This is a genomic window from Prolixibacter denitrificans, from assembly GCF_003014495.1.
GTDB lineage: Bacteria > Bacteroidota > Bacteroidia > Bacteroidales > Prolixibacteraceae > Prolixibacter > Prolixibacter denitrificans.
This window is the reverse complement of sequence record NZ_PYGC01000002.1, coordinates 578640-595399: the sequence shown is the minus strand read 5'-3', so window position 1 is coordinate 595399 and position 16760 is coordinate 578640. Positions and strand designations below refer to the sequence as shown.

Here is a 16760-nt window from a genome sequence, read left to right as displayed (position 1 = left end):
AATCAATCACAGGTTTAGGCGCCTCCTGAGAAATATGTCAGGAATCGAATTTGCCTGCTTTTGGAATCAGAATTACTTTTAAGCTAAAACTCATAATATGCTGGAACCATTTTCCGATGAATATTTCATGAAGCAAGCACTTAACGAGGCCCAAAAAGCATTTGATATGGGGGAAATCCCCGTCGGCGCTGTAGTCGTTTGCCAAAATCGTATCGTTGCGCGGGCGCATAACCTCACCGAAACACTGAACGATGTAACCGCTCATGCGGAAATGCAGGCCATCACGGCTGCCGCCAACATGTTGGGGGGCAAATACCTGAACGAGTGTACACTTTACGTTACCCTGGAACCCTGCGTTATGTGTGCCGGGGCATTGGGCTGGTCGCAAATCGGTCGAATTGTATATGGTGCTGAAGACGAAAAGAGAGGCTTCCAAAAGTTTGCGGCGAAAGCTATACATCCTAAAACAGCATTACTGGGAGGAATTATGGAAGCCGAATGCTCAACACTTGTCAAAGACTTCTTTTTGTCGAAACGATAAGCAAACGCTCGAAACACCTTTTTAAAAGTGATATCAGGTAGAAAACATTTTGCTATTTTGCCTGACAAACCAACTCTATTAACGACTAAATAAAAATTCGATGAGTATACACAACCAGGCTAAAAAAGGAGACATCGCTAAAACCGTTCTTCTCCCGGGTGACCCACTTAGGGCAAAGTTCATTGCTGATAACTTTCTCGAGGATACGGTCTGTTACAACGAAGTCCGCGGCATGTTAGGCTACACCGGTTATTACAACGGACAGCAAGTGAGTGTGCAGGGAACTGGCATGGGAATGCCGTCCATGTCGATTTACGCCACTGAGCTAATTGAAGAATACGATTGTGAACAGCTTATCCGTATCGGCAGCTGTGGTTCCATTCAACCGGAAGTACAACTCCGGGATATTATTCTCGCACAAGGTGCTTGTACCGATAATGGTATGAACCAGTTGCGATTCGGCGGGCTACAGTTTGCTCCGCTAGCCGATTTCGACCTGCTTCACAGGGCATACACTATTGCCCGGGGAAAAGATGTGAACCTTCATGTAGGAAATGTTTTAAGTTCTGACTTCTTCTACAACGATGAGCACATTGGTGACCCATTTGCCGTATGGCAGAAATTCAATGTTCTGGCAGTAGAAATGGAAACGGCCGCTCTTTATACAATTGCTGCTAAATACAAGAAACGGGCGCTTTCTATTCTGACCGTTAGCGACCACATTCCGGAGGGAAAATCAACTACCTCAGAACAACGGCAAACCACATTTACACAAATGATGGACATTGCCCTGAAACTAGTCTAAACACTTTGCAAACCGCACAAACAACTGCGAATGACGCGTTTTACAACATCACTATTGCTTCTCCTGTTTTTGAATCTGACGGCTTTTGGACAAACGCCAAAAGACAAGGGTCTACAAACAATTACCATGAAGAGCGTTAAAAGCCCCGTTCAGTTTCTGGCCAGCGACCAACTCGAGGGAAGAATGGCCGGAACAAAACAAGGCCAAATAGCAGGTGAATATGTAGCATCGTTGTTCAGCTTCATCGGTTTGGAACCAGTGGGCGACTCGGTTTCGTTCAAACCCGATCGATATCAAAAACTTTTGGGAGCGGAAAAAAGAAAAACCACGTCTTTCTCTCAACCCTTTCAGGCAATTGAAGTAACGCCAGATACAATACAGAAACTGGCATTAGTCACAACATCAGATAAGTCTACCCTTAAAAAAGAATACGCGTACAAAGCTGATTTTCGAGTAACAATTCCCAATGGAAGCAGTCAGATCTCAGCTCCGGTAGTATTCGTTGGCTATGGGCTAACCGATGAGAAAAGTGGCTATGATGATTTCAACAAAGTCGATGTCAAAAACAAAATCGTCGTCAGGTGGGCCGGCTTACCCGGCGATGGTTTTCAGAACAGTCAGGCAGCAAAAGCAATCACAGGACCAGAGGGCAGAGTGCTGGAGCGATTGAAAAATAAACAGGCAAAAGAGCATGGCGCATTAGCCATACTGGAAGTTGCAAGTGGTACACAAATCAGTCATTGGAACGCTAACCAGTATTATTTCCATAATACAATGTATGAAGGCGTGAAGAAGCGTAAATCGTTTTATGACAAACGGGTTTACCTACCGAACACTGGCGATGGAAATATTCCGGTTATTTACATCTCGCCTTCTGTATTCTCAGACATCATGGGACCGGAGTTTCAGAATACGCAAGCCCGTAAGAAAGCTTCCGAACTGAAAAATGTATCACAAGCCGTTAGTGGAAAGACAATTGAACTGGCAATAAACACCAGGAATCGAAGACTGCAGCTACGAAATGTGTTGGGTAAGATTGAAGGAAAGGAAAAGAACAAATTCATCGTCATTGGTGCCCATTACGACCATTTGGGCATCCACGATGGTTATATTTGGAACGGCGCAGATGACAACGCTTCGGGAGTTTCTGCGGTACTGAATATTGCCAAAGCGATGCTCGCCTCCAAAGTTCAACCCGAATACACCATTTTGTTTGCTTGTTGGGATGGAGAAGAAAGAGGACTGCTGGGTTCGCATTACTTTGTCAATCATTGGTCTAATATGGACGAAATAATGGCTTATCTGAACTTCGATATGATTGGCCGAAATGCCGGCCCGGAAGCACCGGACAACCAGGTAACCATGATTTATTCGAAAGCCTTCCAACCGGCAGTTACTCTATCGAAACAACACATCAGTGACTACAACCTAAATCTGGATGTTTCATACAACGGTTCGGAAAAGCCGGATAGTGGCAGTGATAATGTGTGGTTTGTCAAAGACAATGTGCCACTGTTCTGGTTTCACACTGGTGGTCAACCGGATTACCACCAACCGACTGATGTGCCGGAAATGATCAACTACACCAAGATGGCCAACATCATCCGGCTGAGCTATCTCGACATTTTTGAGTTGTCGACGAATCCTGAAAGCTGGAAATAGCAAAAAAAAACTTTTCCAGAAACATCAATCAGGTACTTCCTGAACTGTAAATCCAACTTGCTTCAAATCCTCGTAGAAAGCGGGATAAGATTTGGTCACCACCATGGGATCGGCAATCTTCAAGTTACCGAAAACCAAAGCAGCCGGAGCAAACGCCAACGCCATCCGATGGTCATGATAGGTTTCGATAGTAGCCTCACTCGCATCAACACTTTCATCCAACTTTCCATCCCAGGCAATTTCACCGAGCTGTAATTCGGTCAGTTTTGCTCCCAGCTTGGCGCATTCATTCTGCAATGCAGCAATCCGGTCAGTCTCTTTTATCTTTAGGGTATGCAAGCCCGTAAAGTGAAATGGTATCTGTTTTGCCACACACAAAACGGCAAAAGTCTGGGCCACGTCCGGATTTTCCACAAAGTTCAAGTCAAGGCGTTTCACATCCGGTTTTTCCTTTCGGGAAATTCGTACATCGTTGCCTTCCTGTTTTGACTGGATTCCGAAATATTGGTCAAACCATTTAGCTAACACAGCGTCGCCCTGCAAGCTTTGCAAGCGCAATCCTTTTAACAGGATATCGAAATCATCGGACATAGCGGCGATTTGATACCAGTAAGAAGCTCCGGACCAATCAGCTTCCACCGTGAATCGGATGGGCTTGTAATCCTGCTGCTCGATACGAATCTCACTCCCTTTCCAGGCATACCGCACACCAAATTTCTTCATCAGCTTTAACGTCAACTCGATGTATGGACGGGAAGTAATCTTGTTTTTCAACCTCAACGTCAAACCATTTTGGATAGACGGAGCAATCATCAGCAACGCTGAAATATATTGGCTACTCACACTTCCGTCGAGTTCCAGTACGCCCCCTTTCAGAGCGGTTCCGGTAATCTTCAGCGGTGGATAACCCTCTTCTCCCGCATACTCAATTACCGCACCTAACTCTCGCAAAGCATCAACCAATATGCTAATCGGCCGTTGTTTCATCCGCTCCGAACCGGTTAGCGTCCACTGCCCCATTATCTTCGAAAGAAAAGCCGTCAGGAAACGCATAGCCGTTCCGGCATGACCGATATCGAACTCGTTGGTCGAAGCGTTCAGCACCTTCTCCATCACGCGGGTATCGTCGCTATCCGACAAATTTCCGATAGTGTATGACGAATAACTCAGCGCATTGATAATCAACACACGATTACTAATACTTTTTGAAGCAGGCAGTTTGATTTCTCCTTCCAACCTGCTGGTGGGTCTGGTTATCTGGTAAAGCATCTATACAATTCGTTAAAGGGAAAGATTCCGGTAAAAATCAAGCGATTCAATGATTAAGTCGCGACTGCAATCCTGGTCAATCGCCACTTTTCCAACTTTCGGCAACAGCGTAAAGTTAATTCGCTTGCCTTCGTTTTTCTTATCATGACTCATCAGGCTCAGCAACGCATCGTAATCCTCTGACGTGATATCAAATTTTCCGTAGATGGTCATCAGCCAATACGAAAGTTCCTTCAAATCGCGACTTGACAACCCGGCCATTTTGTGCGACAGATACAATTCCGCCATCATACCGTAAGCCACTGCATAGCCGTGTAATATCGGTTTCCCGGAAGTCATGGCATAACTCTCGAAAGCGTGACCAATGGTATGGCCAAAGTTCAATGCTTTTCGAATATTCTTTTCTGTCGGGTCCTTATCAACAAAATAATCTTTGATGGCTACCGAGCGGGCGATTAGTCCGGCTAACGCTTCGTAGTTGAGCAAATCGAGATCGTAGTTGCGGACCTCCTTCAGATGATCGGCTGAACGAATCAAGCCGTGTTTCACCATTTCAGCAAATCCGGATACAAAATTCCGGCGGTCAATGGTTTTCAAAAAGCGAGTATCGATAATGACATCTTTGGGTTGATTAATCACCCCGATTTCGTTCTTAAAACCGTTGAAGTTAAAGCCGGTCTTACCACCGACCGAAGCGTCTACCTGCGATAGCAGCGTCGTTGGAACATTCACGAAATCCATTCCGCGTTTATAGGTCGAAGCCGCAAAACTTCCCAGGTCGGTTAACATTCCACCGCCCACGTTAATTACCAGTGATTTCCGGTCGGCCCCGTTTTGGCTCAGAAACATCCAGATTTTCTCGACCGAAGACAGCTTCTTGTTTTCTTCGCCTGCCGGAACTTCTGTTTTCTTCACCTTCTCCCATCCAATGACGTCCTGTAAAACAGGAAGACAAAATTGGGTCGTATTCGATTCGCTCACCAGAAAAACCTTATCTTCGGGATAACGGGAAATCAATTGAGAGAGAGCAGCTACAACATCATCAGTCACGGTTACTGCTGCATGGTATGATGGTAGATTGTTCATTTTTCGGATGTTTACCGGACAAAGTTAAAACTATTTGCTATTTTGAATTTCGAATTGCAAACTTCTACACTAAAATATACACAAAGATGATATACAGTAACCGGAAATATGCCGACAAGCTGAGAAAGAGAATTCTGCTTGGAGGAGTGCTCGTTCTGGTAAGTTTAACGGTTTTACTTCTGCTACAACTTTTTACCTGGCTGGCTATTGGTGCCGCCGTCTTTGTTGTCGCTTTTCTTTTCATCGCCGCACTCAATCTCCAGTACATTCGTATTTTCGATGAAAAAGAGAAGATCATCATCCGGTACTTCTCCGTCTTCACTATCAACCGCTTGTTTCAATCCATCGAATTTCCCGTTACTAATTTGATGAAAGCGGAAGCTGAAAAACATTTAGGCGGAATAAAGACCGACCTGATATTAACGGTCAGAACCCGGCAAGGAGTAGCCGTTTATCCGCCGGTTAGTCTTTCCGGCATTAAAAGAAAAGAGAGGCAACAAATCATTGAAGAACTCAATAAGTTAATTCCACGAAAAAAAGAGGGAGCATAAAAAAAGCGACCCATTTGGATCGCTTCTATCTGTTCACATGTATTTTATTTGATCAAACTTTCTTCAGGATATACAAACCTCCTGTTCCGGCTGCCAAAATAATGTAGTCATTCGTTCCGGCAACATAGTTCACCGAACCTTCCGGGTTGTAACTTCCTAAGATTTCCAAATCAGTTCCCTGCGCAGGAATACTGGCGACAACCAAACCGTCAGCTCCGTTGGCAATCATGATATCACCATTGAACAGCGTTACCGCATTCACATTTCCAACATTCTGATCGGTTAACAAGTACTGGTACACCGGAGTCGGATCGGTTTGACCAGCCGTCAAATCGAAAGCCTTCAAACCAACAGCTCCCAACGAAACGAATACCAGGTTACCGTCTACGGTAATCGTCGATTTCCCTTGATAATCGGGAGTTGTATGATTATCGGAGGTACCCGGGTTATTCGAATTACCGGGATAGTAGTAGTTACCGATATTCATCACGTCGTCCGATGAAAGGTCGGGTGCTAACACGTGCAGTTTAGCATCGGCAACACCTTCAAAACCTACCACTTTATCTACATTGGCAGCATAAACCGCATACTTTGCGTAAGAGAAGCGCACTCTTGCCGCTGTCGAGAAATCACTCAGGGCAATCTTCGTAATACCGGTGTTCAGAGTAATCGTTTCACCTTTACTATTCGTGATGGTCTTCTCTTCACCGCCGGCAGCAAAATAGAGATAGTCACCATGTCGGAAAACCGCATTGGAAGACGGAGCATCCAACACCTTATCGCGTTGAATAATCTTGTTTTTATTTTTCCCGGTAGGATAATAAATATCTCCATTAGCTTCCAGGTAAATTTCCCGAAGAACCGCACCATCTTTATGATCATCGCAGGCCAGCCAACAACGGGTTACTGTGCCCGCATCCGGATCGGAATAGGTTTGATCATCGACATTCAAGGCATTGAATTCCACGTTTCCGTACGTTAGCTGAGATGAAATTTTAGGATGCTTGGGAGCCGACATGTCAATTACCTCGAATGCTCCCTTCACAATATCATCCTGCCGGTGATAGGTTACATAAGCCTTATCGCCAACCACTTGAACGAAAGATGCACTCAACTTATCCGATTTCCCCTGATCAGCCAGAGGTGGATCGACATGAGCCACCAACTTCAATGTATAACTATTCGAAGGGACCACAGAAGCCGACTTCAGCGAAGATGAAGCCACGTTGACCACTTCATCCATTGTCGTTACCCTTGAAGTAAAAGCCGCGTCATCGTTAACAACGGTTATGTCTTCATCGGTGTTACTATCAAACGGCGATTTGCCGTCGTCCTTGGAACATGATGCCAACACCAGGGCAAAAAGAGCAATAATAATTCCAAGGACCCAAAGACTTCTAAGACTAGGTCTACTCATAAGGGGTTACTTTTGGTTAATAATTAGATCATTCCTAAGAAGAATAACGAAATTCTCCCTGATTTTGGTATATAGGAAAGCAACAATTTTCTATAAATCAATAAAGTAAACTAACCTTTGAAGTCGATTTTCTTGTGGGTGCCATCACAGAACGGCTTATTGGAAGAGCCTCCGCAACGGCAAAGAAAAATGGTTTTGGTTTCTGTGGCCTTATTGCCATACTGACCTTCCATCGTAACAGGTCCTTCGATCATGATCGGTCCGTTTTCCGTGAAAGTCACTTTGGTGGTTTTGATTTCTGATACCATAAATAGTCGGTTTTATAAAAGATTCGCACTTCATTTACTTATTAATCAAACAGCACAGGCATATCAAAAGTTTGATTAAAAAACGTAAGCTTTACCCTGTCATCGAATCCGTTTGTACGACTCTTTTTTCAGCACAACTGCGGTACGTGCAGGCAAATACAACCTCAGATAATGGTTAGAACTCAACTTAGAAACCGGCAGCGTGTAATAAATGATATCCTGATCAATCCGGTTTTGTCCGCCATAAGGATGAGCATCTGTGCTAAGGATTACCCTGAATTTCGACGGGTCCATCTGTATTCCGTATCCTTCAAATGATTTGTCGGGGTTGAAATTAAAGACAAACAGTAAATCACCGCGCTGAAAGGCCAGTATTTGATCGGCCTTATTGTCGGTAATCCAACGTACTTCCGGATTCTCGAGCAGCCTTTCTTCCCTGAGAATGTGAATCATATCCCGGTCGAAATCGAGCAGCCAGTGGTACCGTAATTCGGGGTCTTCAGCAATACTCCATATTCTCCTAGCATGTTGATACGACCAGCCATTCCCTTCGCGTGGAAAATCAATCCATTCAGGGTGCCCGAATTCATTTCCCATGAAATTAAGATAGGCGCCACCGGCACACGAAGCTGTTGCCAACCGGAGCATCTTATGAAGCGCGATTCCGCGTTCCACGGTCAGATTGGGTTGGTCTTTTCGCATGCTGAAATACATCTCCTTATCAATCAACCGGAAGATGATCGTTTTGTCACCTACCAATGCCTGGTCATGGCTCTCGGCATAGCTTACCACTTTTTCGTCCTGACGATGCGCTGTCAGCTCGTAAAAAATCCGGCCGACATCCCACTCCTCATCTTTCAGCTCTTTAATAATTTTAATCCAGAAATCGGGGACACCCATCGCCATACGAAAATCGAAACCGAGTCCACCGTCTTCCTGCGGTGAAGCCAGTCCGGGCATTCCACTCACTTCTTCGGCAATAGAAATAGCATTCGGCTTGATTTGGTGAATGAGTTTATTCGCCAACTTAAAATAAACAATCGCCTCGTAATCGATATTGGGCGTAAAATAATCGGTATAAGAAGAAAATGCTTTACCCAGACCATGATCAAAATAGAGCATGCTGGTCACACCGTCGAACCGGAAACCATCGAACCGGAACTCATCCAGCCAGTACTTGATATTCGAGAATAGAAAATGAAGCACTTCGGGCTTACCATAGTTAAAGCAATACGAATCCCAGGCAGGATGTTCCCCTCTTCCACCTTCATGAAAAAACTGGTATCGCGTGCCATCGTAACGGCCCAAGCCTTCCACCTCGTTTTTCACCGCATGCGAATGCACCAGATCCATAATAACCGCCATTCCCATTCTATGCGCTTCATCAATTAATGCTTTCAGCTCGTCCGGCGTACCAAACCTCGAAGACGGCGCAAAGAAACTAGACACATGATAGCCAAAGCTTCCATAGTAAGGATGTTCAGGAACCGCCATCAACTGAATCGTGTTATAACCCGCCTTCTTTATTCGAGGTAGCATATTCTTACGAAACTCGTCATACGTGTGAATCCGCGGCTCTTCACCTGCCATTCCCACGTGCGATTCGTAAATTAGCGGAGCTTCGGTTAAACCGGAAAAATCATTCTTCCATTCGTAAGGATTTTCGGGCATCCAGACTTTCGCATTAAAAATCAACGAATCCGGATCTTGAACCGCCCAACGGGTCCAGGCAGGAATTCGCTTCCCCTGTCCTCCTTCCCAGTAAACCGAAAGCGCGAACAGGTCGCCATGTTTCAATGCGTCCGGCGTCAATCTTAGCTCCCAGTTCCCTTCTCCAATAGATTGCAGTTCGAATTCCGGCAGTTCCTTCCAATCATTAAATGCTCCGATTAGAAAGATGCGGGTCGCATTGGGCGCCCACTCGCGTAACACCCATCCTTTCTCATCACGGAATAACCCGAAGTAGTGATGGCCTTCGGCAAAATCGACCAAAGATCTACCTCCGGTTAACTCTCTTTCTTTTTGTTCAGAAAGTTCTTTCCACTCGATAAACGTCCCCTCGAAAGGTTCGAGCCAGGGGTCGTTTTGTACAATCGGGATTCTGTCCATGATGATGATTTTTAACTATTCTCTGTAAGGAACTTCGAACTACAAGTATTTTTCTATTCCTTCAGCCAGTACTTTTTCTAAATCTTCCGGGGTATCGATACCAAAACTGTCGTAATTGGTTTCCTGGGTGCGGATACGATAACTATGCTCAAGCCAGCGAAGTTGCTCCAACGATTCCATCTTCTCCAAGCGTCCTTCCCGCAAACCAGTTAATTCATGTAAAACTTCGGTACGATACGCATACAAACCAATGTGACCGAAGAATGTGTGATGATTAATCCATTTATCCTGCTCGATATTTCGGGCAAAAGGAATTGGCGAACGACTGAAATATATGGCATCGCCGTTTTCGGCCAGTACCACTTTGGGTATATTCGGATTGAAAATATCTTCGCTTTTGGTAATCGGCTGCACCAACGTGCCAATCTGTGTCTCCTCTTCGTCAAACAAAGCAGCGACTTTATTTAACTGGCTGGGTTTAATAAATGGCTCATCGCCCTGAATATTTACGACCACATCAAAGCTTTTGCCAGTTGATTCACTCACATTCTTCACCGCTTCCGAGCAACGATCCGTTCCGCTGCGGTGCTCTTCTGACGTCATTACCGCCTTTCCTCCAAACGCCTCCACTGCGTCAAATATGCGCTGGTCGTCTGTTGCGACCCACACATCATCGAAAACGCTGGCGGCAGTTTCATATACGCGTTGTATCATTGATTTTCCCGCAATGTCAGCCAGCGGTTTCCCCGGAAATCTGCTGGAAGCATAACGGGACGGAATAATTCCGATTATCTTCTTCTGATTCGAATTGTCCATTTACGACTTTAAGCTAAATATTGTTACTAAATCGAAGTTAAAGATAAAAATAAGCATGTGTGTTTTTTCGTGAGTTAAGGTAAAGTAAATTTCCTCTGTTCAGATAGAACAAGTAACCTTGGCTATCGTTCCGATATTTTGGGGATTAATTATAAATTTGTAATCCAATATTAAAACGGGAAGATGGATATTCAGGAAATAAAACAACGTTTCGGCATTATTGGTAATGCTCTGGGGTTAAACCGGGCCATTGAAGTAGCTGTGCAGGTTGCTCCCACCGACCTATCGGTTCTGATATCCGGGGAGAGTGGTGCCGGTAAAGAGGCGTTCCCGCAGATTATTCATAACTATTCGCATCGAAAACACGGAAAATATATTGCTGTCAACTGTGGTGCCATCCCCGAAGGTACCATCGATTCGGAGCTTTTTGGTCACGAAAAAGGTGCCTTTACAGGAGCTTTGTCCGACCGGAAGGGATATTTTGAAGTAGCCGACGGCGGAACCATCTTTTTAGACGAGATTGGCGAGTTGCCACTTTCAACGCAGGTCCGCTTGCTCAGGGTACTCGAAGCCGGCGAATTCATCCGGGTAGGTTCGTCGAAGGTGATCAAAACCGATGTCCGCGTGGTAGCAGCAACAAACGTCGATCTGCCGACAGCTATTCGGGAAGGAAAGTTCAGGGAAGATTTGTACTACCGGCTGAATACGGTCCCGATTCACGTGCTTTCGTTGCGCGACCGTGGTGAAGATGCCCTGTTGCTGTTCCGCAAATTTGCCCTCGACTTTGCCGAACGTTACCATATGCCGCCCGTCAGGTTGTCGGAAGACGCACAACGTGTATTGCTAAGTTACCGGTGGCCCGGAAACGTGCGCCAACTGAAAAATATCACCGAGCAAATTTCAATCATCGAGCAGGAGCGCCAGATTGACGCCAATACCCTGAGGAATTATATTCCCGATGATAGCGGAGGTTCGCTGCCGGCGATCTATTCATCGGTGGACGAAAAAACATTTCACTCGGAAAGAGAGATTCTGTATAAAATTCTCTTCGAGATGAAAAGGGACGTGACCGATTTGAAGAAACTGGTCCACGACTTGCTGGAAGATGGGCATACGCCTCACGTACACGAGGACAATGCGCAAATCATCCGGAAACTCTATCAGAGTTCTGACGGGGAGTTCCAGCCGGAACCCAGTAACTATGGTTCCCCTGTTCCGTCTGCTCCGCCAAGTAATGATCATCATCAGATTGAGGACACAGAAGAGTTTGTTGAAGAATCGTTATCATTGGAAGAGAAAGAAATTGAACTGATACAGAAAGCACTGGAAAAACATAACGGGAAAAGGAAACTGGCCGCTGCCGAATTGGGCATATCGGAACGAACCCTCTACCGGAAAATAAAAGAATACAACATCAGCTAATGACGATTATGCCAAAGCATTCAGGAAAATTCCTGTTAACAACGCTGCTTGTTTCCATTTTAGTGGTAACAGGATGCACCATAAGTTATACATTCACCGGAGCATCGATTGCACCGAACGTGAAAACGGTTTTTGTTGATTATTTTCCAAACCGGGCGAGAGTAGTCAATCCAACGTTGAGTAATACCTTTACAGAAGGTCTGAAGGATAAATTTGTCAACCAAACCAGTCTGACTCTGAACAATAGTCAGGGCGACCTGGAATTCAGTGGTGAAATTACCGGCTACGATATCCGGCCGCTATCAATTCAGCAAAGTAACGATGGCCGCGATGTTGCATCCCAAAACCGGTTAACAGTGACGGTAAAAGTGAAGTTCGTGAACAACAAGGATCACGAACAGGATTTCAATTCAACCTTCTCGGCCTATTATGATTGGGATAGTACGAGAAACCTGAGCGACGTGGAAGATGCAGCTGTACAAGACATCACCGAACAGTTGGTAGATGATATTTTCAACCGCTCGGTAGCGAACTGGTAAAAACGAGTAGTTATGTCGATGAACAGAGAGCAAATGATGCGATACCTGGACGAACCGACTCAGTTAAATGAGAAGTCGCTGGGCGAACTGAAGGAAATCCTGGATGAATTCCCGTTTTTCCAGACGGCTCATATGCTCTATGCCCGCAACCTACTCAACGAAAAAAGCTTTCGGTTTACGAACCAGTTAAAAGTAGCGGCCGCCAACGTCACCGACCGGTCGATGCTCTATTTTCTGTTGCATCCCAAAGCCCGCCATGAAGCCGAGGTCTATGAACCGAAGCAGGAAACGGCCGACATAGAAATGCCGCCGCAATCAGTTGCCACGTCTCCTGAAGAAGAGAAAACCGGGACGGCAACGGAAGAGGATGAAGGCTTCTTCGAACTGGCAGAGGATGTAACACACGCACATCCGGAAAAAGAATCTCCGGTAGACGATCATTCAAATACGACAGATGACGAAGAGGGTGTTGCACAAAAACCGCCGCAAAAGTCATTCGATCTGCTTGACTTTGACGTTATGGAACCATCTTTTTATCAGCTCGATGAAGATGTAACCAGCATCAAAGGATTGTCAGATCTGAGTAAATCGATTAATCGTAACGCGAAGAAGGACAACAAGCCGGAGAAAGAAGAAGCGAAAGATAACCTGATTGACAAATTTCTGGAAACTAAACCCACTATCTCGCCGGCAAAGAAGGGAGACGGTCAGCAGGAAGATATCTCGGAGCGAAGCGCGGAAGAAACGGACGAATTTATGACTGAGACCCTTGCACACATCTACGTAAAGCAGGGATACTACGAAAAAGCCATCAAAGCTTTTCAAAAATTAAGTTTGAAATATCCCGAAAAAAGTATTTACTTTGCTCGGCAAATTGAAGATGTCAGGAAACTGCTAAATAGATAACCCGATATGTATACACTGATAACCGTTTTAATTTTCATAATCTGTATCCTCATGATTTTGATTGTGCTGGTACAGAACTCGAAAGGTGGAGGTCTGACTTCAACTTTCTCAGGCTCAAATCAAGTAATGGGTGTTCGTAAAACCACCGACTTTCTCGAGAAAGCGACCTGGTACCTGGCTGGTGCACTCCTGATTCTGTCTGTTTCTGCTTCGGCTTTTATTCCGCGCCAGGGACAACAGCAGCGTTCGGCTATTGAAAAGCAGATTGAAAATGCGGCAGACCCGACTGAATTGCCTACTTTCCCGCAGGCAGCACCTCAACAAGGGGATTCAGACAATACAACGCAACAAAGCAACGGTCAATAATATTACCCTGATAGAATTAGAGAAAGCTCACCAAACGGTGGGCTTTTTTTATGTCTGACATTTCCAAAACCAATCAAATGTCAGCTTGTCAGCCCCAACTGACAACAAGATAAAATCGTATCTACTTGATTTTATTTAAATTACAAAAACAACTTTTCCCAGTCGTCCACATCCAAATGATTTTTTGTCCTGAATACAGCCTGTAACAGGCCTGTACCCGCTTTGGCACGTAATATGATGAATAGCGGGTGTCAATGAAATAACTATTGTCTAACGAAAAATACAATACAAGATGACAGAACTGAAAGGTAGAATACTTGCCGGCAAGATTCTGGTACAGCCACAGGAGGCTGTGGAGAAGACCGCCGGAGGGATCATCATCCCTGACTCAGCCAAAGAAAAACCACAACTGGGAACGGTCGTGAAAGTGGGAGCGGATAAAAAAGACGAACCCATGGAGGTAAAAGTTGGGGACACTGTATTCTATGGTAAATATTCAGGCACTGAGCTTCAGATCGACGATGAAAACTACCTGTTGATTTCTCAGTCAGATGTTCTTTACATCGCATAGTGAAAAGACCGATTGTACAAAAATTAAAATGAAAAAATAACATGGCTAAAGAGATCAAATTTGAAATCGAAGCACGCGAGTTGCTGAAACAAGGCGTCGATCAACTTGCCGATGCAGTAAAGGTAACGCTGGGCCCTAAAGGACGCAACGTTATTATTGACAAGAAATTTGGTGCACCTCAGGTAACCAAGGACGGTGTAACTGTTGCCAAAGAAATCGAACTGTCGGATGCATATGCCAACATGGGCGCACAGCTTGTTAAAGAAGTAGCTTCCAAAACAGGTGACGATGCCGGTGACGGTACAACCACTGCAACTGTACTGGCGCAGTCAATCATCAATGTTGGACTGAAAAACGTAACTGCCGGTGCAAACCCGATGGATTTGAAACGCGGAATCGACAAAGCAGTTGCCAAAGTTGTTCAAAGCATCAAAGATCAGTCAAAAACGGTTGGTGACGACTACAGCAAAATCGAGCAGGTTGCCCGCATTTCGGCTAACAACGATTTCGAAATCGGTAAACTGATTGCCGAGGCAATGGAGAAAGTTCACAAAGAAGGCGTTATCACGGTAGAAGAAGCCAAAGGTACCGAAACCTACGTTGAAGTAGTGGAAGGTATGCAGTTCGACCGTGGTTACATCTCTCCTTACTTTGTAACCGACACCGAGAAAATGTCAGCTGAACTGGAGAATCCGTTCATCCTGATTCACGACAAGAAGATCTCAACCATGAAAGACCTGGTTCCGATCCTGGAAGCTACTCACCAGTCCGGTCGTCCGTTGATGATTATCTCTGAAGACATCGACGGTGAAGCATTGGCAACCCTGGTAGTTAACCGTCTGCGTGCCGGACTGAAAGTATGTGCTGTAAAAGCTCCCGGATTCGGCGACCGCCGGAAAGAAATGCTGGAAGACATTGCTGTACTGACCGGTGGAACCGTGATTACCGAAGAAAAAGGTATGAAACTGGAAGACACCTCTCTGGAAATGTTGGGACAGGCTGAAAAGATTACCGTTGACAAAGAGAATACCACTATCGTGAATGGTTCAGGCGAAGGTTCCAACATTGCAGCCCGTGTAGCTCAGATTAAAAACCAGATCGAATCAACGACTTCCGATTACGACCGCGAAAAACTGCAGGAGCGTCTGGCTAAATTGTCAGGTGGTGTTGCTGTACTGTATGTTGGTGCTCCTTCGGAAGTGGAAATGAAAGAGAAGAAAGACCGCGTTGACGATGCACTGAGTGCCACCCGTGCCGCTGTTGAAGAAGGTATCGTACCCGGAGGTGGTGTAGCGTACATTCGTGCTACCAACGAACTGAAAAACCTTGAAGGTGACAACGAAGACGAAACCACCGGTATCGAAATCGTGAAACGTGCCATCGAAGAGCCGATGCGTCAGATTGTAGCCAACGCTGGACTGGAAGGTGCTGTTATCGTCCACAAAGTAATGGAAGGCAAAGACGACTTTGGTTACAACGCCCGCGTAGGTGAATACCAGAACCTGTTCGAATCAGGCGTTATCGACCCAGCTAAAGTAACCCGTGTTGCTCTTGAAAATGCTGCATCTATCGCAGGTATGTTCCTGACCACCGAGTGTGTTCTCGTTGAAGAGAAAGAGGACAATCCTCCAATGCCGGCAGGCGGAGGAATGGGCGGAGGTATGCCCGGAATGATGTAATCGATACATCAAACAATATATAACAACCTTTTATTGGTTTTGAACAAGCCGTCCGGAAAATCCGGGCGGCTTTATTCTTGCTCGATTTTGCCCGATTCCCGCGGTTTTTCTATCTTCGTTCAAAATCTTTTGCATGGATTTACTGACCGTTTCGATTCTCGCTCTGGGCCTCTCCATGGACTCGTTTGCTGTTTCCATTAGTTGTGGTCTGGCCGAGCGAAAAATCTCCTTCCAACATGCAGTCAAAATCGCTTTGTCATTAGCTTTTTTCCAGGGATTGCTACCATTGCTGGGATGGTTTGTGGGTTCCGAAATCAAAGATTTTGTGGAACACATCGATCACTGGATTGCCTTCGCACTTTTATCCTATCTGGGTGGGAAAATGATTTTCGAAAGTCTCGATAAAGAAAACACCGAAGGAATGGCCAACGTATACTCATGGGGCAACATCCTCACCCTTTCCATTGCCACCAGCATCGATGCGCTGATTGTGGGCTTTTCATATGCGTTAGCTTCTCCCGGCGACCTTTTTGAGGGAGCTATCATCATCGGCGGCGTCACCTTCTTTTTCTCCATGTTGGGTATCCGGATTGGGAAGAATGTCGGCAACCGCTTCGGTAAACGGATGGAACTTCTTGGAGGAATTGTTCTGCTCGCCATCGGATTCAAAATCCTGCTGGAGCACCTCTTTTCGTAATCGCCTTACGGCACAA

Annotated in this window: 17 protein-coding genes; 11 read left to right on the top strand and 6 right to left on the bottom strand. The window is 45.5% G+C overall.

Annotated features, from left to right (window positions below; genetic code table 11):
* Positions 1-97 precede the first annotated feature (97 nt).
* The 3 genes from CLV93_RS06195 to CLV93_RS06185 all read left to right on the top strand — a co-directional run bounded on the left by CLV93_RS06195 (position 98) and on the right by CLV93_RS06185 (position 3008).
* Positions 98-541: a nucleoside deaminase gene (locus CLV93_RS06195; RefSeq protein WP_106541295.1), complete on the top strand. Its 444-nt coding sequence runs from the start codon at positions 98-100 to the stop codon at positions 539-541.
* 100 nt (positions 542-641) lie between these two features.
* Positions 642-1346: a purine-nucleoside phosphorylase gene (gene deoD, locus CLV93_RS06190; RefSeq protein ID WP_106541294.1), complete on the top strand. Its 705-nt coding sequence runs from the start codon at positions 642-644 to the stop codon at positions 1344-1346.
* A 126-nt stretch (positions 1347-1472) separates the two neighbouring features.
* Positions 1473-3008 carry a M28 family peptidase gene (locus CLV93_RS06185; RefSeq protein WP_170108877.1) on the top strand — a complete coding sequence of 512 codons (1536 nt, stop codon included), beginning with the start codon at positions 1473-1475 and terminating at the stop codon, positions 3006-3008.
* A 24-nt stretch (positions 3009-3032) separates the two neighbouring features.
* Here the strand turns inward: CLV93_RS06185 and CLV93_RS06180 are convergent, their stop codons facing one another.
* A complete protein-coding gene (locus CLV93_RS06180; protein ID WP_106541292.1) occupies positions 3033-4277 on the bottom strand; it encodes a 3-phosphoshikimate 1-carboxyvinyltransferase in 1245 nt (414 codons plus the stop codon).
* A gap of 12 nt (positions 4278-4289) precedes the next feature.
* Positions 4290-5363 (bottom strand): 3-dehydroquinate synthase, encoded by a 1074-nt coding sequence (gene aroB, locus CLV93_RS06175; RefSeq protein WP_106541291.1) that lies wholly within the window; start codon positions 5361-5363, stop codon positions 4290-4292.
* An 86-nt stretch (positions 5364-5449) separates the two neighbouring features.
* On the opposite strand from aroB, the gene CLV93_RS06170 reads away from it, so the two are divergent.
* Positions 5450-5914, top strand: a complete 465-nt coding sequence (locus CLV93_RS06170; RefSeq protein WP_106541290.1) for a hypothetical protein — start codon at positions 5450-5452, stop codon at positions 5912-5914.
* A 52-nt stretch (positions 5915-5966) separates the two neighbouring features.
* On the opposite strand, the gene CLV93_RS06165 is transcribed toward CLV93_RS06170, so the two are convergent.
* The 4 genes from CLV93_RS06165 to kdsB form a co-directional block, all read right to left on the bottom strand.
* On the bottom strand, positions 5967-7331 hold the full coding sequence (locus CLV93_RS06165) for an LVIVD repeat-containing protein (protein WP_106541289.1): 1365 nt from the start codon (positions 7329-7331) through the stop codon (positions 5967-5969).
* Positions 7332-7441: 110 nt separating this feature from the next.
* Positions 7442-7639, bottom strand: coding sequence for a CDGSH iron-sulfur domain-containing protein (locus CLV93_RS06160; protein ID WP_106541288.1), 198 nt, complete (start codon positions 7637-7639; stop codon positions 7442-7444).
* 99 nt (positions 7640-7738) lie between these two features.
* The gene (locus CLV93_RS06155) at positions 7739-9748 is read right to left on the bottom strand and encodes an alpha amylase C-terminal domain-containing protein (protein ID WP_106541287.1); all 2010 of its coding nucleotides are present in this window, start codon (positions 9746-9748) and stop codon (positions 7739-7741) included.
* Between the two features lie 39 nt (positions 9749-9787).
* Positions 9788-10564, bottom strand: coding sequence for a 3-deoxy-manno-octulosonate cytidylyltransferase (gene kdsB, locus CLV93_RS06150; RefSeq protein WP_106541286.1), 777 nt, complete (start codon positions 10562-10564; stop codon positions 9788-9790).
* Positions 10565-10747: 183 nt separating this feature from the next.
* Here kdsB and CLV93_RS06145 point away from each other — a divergent pair, with 183 nt between their 5' ends.
* From CLV93_RS06145 to CLV93_RS06115, 7 genes are all read left to right on the top strand, one after another.
* On the top strand, positions 10748-11986 hold the full coding sequence (locus tag CLV93_RS06145) for a sigma-54 interaction domain-containing protein (RefSeq protein ID WP_106541285.1): 1239 nt from the start codon (positions 10748-10750) through the stop codon (positions 11984-11986).
* 8 nt (positions 11987-11994) lie between these two features.
* Positions 11995-12525: an LptE family protein gene (locus CLV93_RS06140; RefSeq protein ID WP_170108876.1), complete on the top strand. Its 531-nt coding sequence runs from the start codon at positions 11995-11997 to the stop codon at positions 12523-12525.
* 12 nt (positions 12526-12537) lie between these two features.
* The gene (locus CLV93_RS06135) at positions 12538-13431 is read left to right on the top strand and encodes a hypothetical protein (RefSeq protein WP_106541283.1); all 894 of its coding nucleotides are present in this window, start codon (positions 12538-12540) and stop codon (positions 13429-13431) included.
* A 51-nt stretch (positions 13432-13482) separates the two neighbouring features.
* Positions 13483-13797 (top strand): preprotein translocase subunit SecG, encoded by a 315-nt coding sequence (secG, locus tag CLV93_RS06130; RefSeq protein WP_246187198.1) that lies wholly within the window; start codon positions 13483-13485, stop codon positions 13795-13797.
* 292 nt (positions 13798-14089) lie between these two features.
* Positions 14090-14368 carry a co-chaperone GroES gene (locus CLV93_RS06125; RefSeq protein WP_106541281.1) on the top strand — a complete coding sequence of 93 codons (279 nt, stop codon included), beginning with the start codon at positions 14090-14092 and terminating at the stop codon, positions 14366-14368.
* Positions 14369-14409: 41 nt separating this feature from the next.
* Complete coding sequence (groL, locus tag CLV93_RS06120) at positions 14410-16047, top strand: chaperonin GroEL (protein ID WP_106541280.1); 1638 nt, start codon at positions 14410-14412, stop codon at positions 16045-16047.
* A gap of 133 nt (positions 16048-16180) precedes the next feature.
* Entirely contained in the window at positions 16181-16744 is a 564-nt protein-coding gene (locus CLV93_RS06115) for a manganese efflux pump MntP (protein WP_106541279.1), read from the top strand.
* Positions 16745-16760: the final 16 nt, after the last annotated feature.

What these genes read in the sequence shown, in the direction of transcription:
- CLV93_RS06195 (WP_106541295.1), top strand. Translation starts at nt 98, where the DNA reads ATGCTGGAACCATTTTCCGATGAATATTTCATGAAGCAAGCACTTAAC.
- deoD (WP_106541294.1), top strand. Translation starts at nt 642, where the DNA reads ATGAGTATACACAACCAGGCTAAAAAAGGAGACATCGCTAAAACCGTT.
- CLV93_RS06185 (WP_170108877.1), top strand. Translation starts at nt 1,473, where the DNA reads ATGAAGAGCGTTAAAAGCCCCGTTCAGTTTCTGGCCAGCGACCAACTC.
- CLV93_RS06180 (WP_106541292.1), bottom strand. Translation starts at nt 4,277, where the DNA reads ATGCTTTACCAGATAACCAGACCCACCAGCAGGTTGGAAGGAGAAATC.
- aroB (WP_106541291.1), bottom strand. Translation starts at nt 5,363, where the DNA reads ATGAACAATCTACCATCATACCATGCAGCAGTAACCGTGACTGATGAT.
- CLV93_RS06170 (WP_106541290.1), top strand. Translation starts at nt 5,450, where the DNA reads ATGATATACAGTAACCGGAAATATGCCGACAAGCTGAGAAAGAGAATT.
- CLV93_RS06165 (WP_106541289.1), bottom strand. Translation starts at nt 7,331, where the DNA reads ATGAGTAGACCTAGTCTTAGAAGTCTTTGGGTCCTTGGAATTATTATT.
- CLV93_RS06160 (WP_106541288.1), bottom strand. Translation starts at nt 7,639, where the DNA reads ATGGTATCAGAAATCAAAACCACCAAAGTGACTTTCACGGAAAACGGA.
- CLV93_RS06155 (WP_106541287.1), bottom strand. Translation starts at nt 9,748, where the DNA reads ATGGACAGAATCCCGATTGTACAAAACGACCCCTGGCTCGAACCTTTC.
- kdsB (WP_106541286.1), bottom strand. Translation starts at nt 10,564, where the DNA reads ATGGACAATTCGAATCAGAAGAAGATAATCGGAATTATTCCGTCCCGT.
- CLV93_RS06145 (WP_106541285.1), top strand. Translation starts at nt 10,748, where the DNA reads ATGGATATTCAGGAAATAAAACAACGTTTCGGCATTATTGGTAATGCT.
- CLV93_RS06140 (WP_170108876.1), top strand. Translation starts at nt 11,995, where the DNA reads ATGCCAAAGCATTCAGGAAAATTCCTGTTAACAACGCTGCTTGTTTCC.
- CLV93_RS06135 (WP_106541283.1), top strand. Translation starts at nt 12,538, where the DNA reads ATGTCGATGAACAGAGAGCAAATGATGCGATACCTGGACGAACCGACT.
- secG (WP_246187198.1), top strand. Translation starts at nt 13,483, where the DNA reads ATGATTTTGATTGTGCTGGTACAGAACTCGAAAGGTGGAGGTCTGACT.
- CLV93_RS06125 (WP_106541281.1), top strand. Translation starts at nt 14,090, where the DNA reads ATGACAGAACTGAAAGGTAGAATACTTGCCGGCAAGATTCTGGTACAG.
- groL (WP_106541280.1), top strand. Translation starts at nt 14,410, where the DNA reads ATGGCTAAAGAGATCAAATTTGAAATCGAAGCACGCGAGTTGCTGAAA.
- CLV93_RS06115 (WP_106541279.1), top strand. Translation starts at nt 16,181, where the DNA reads ATGGATTTACTGACCGTTTCGATTCTCGCTCTGGGCCTCTCCATGGAC.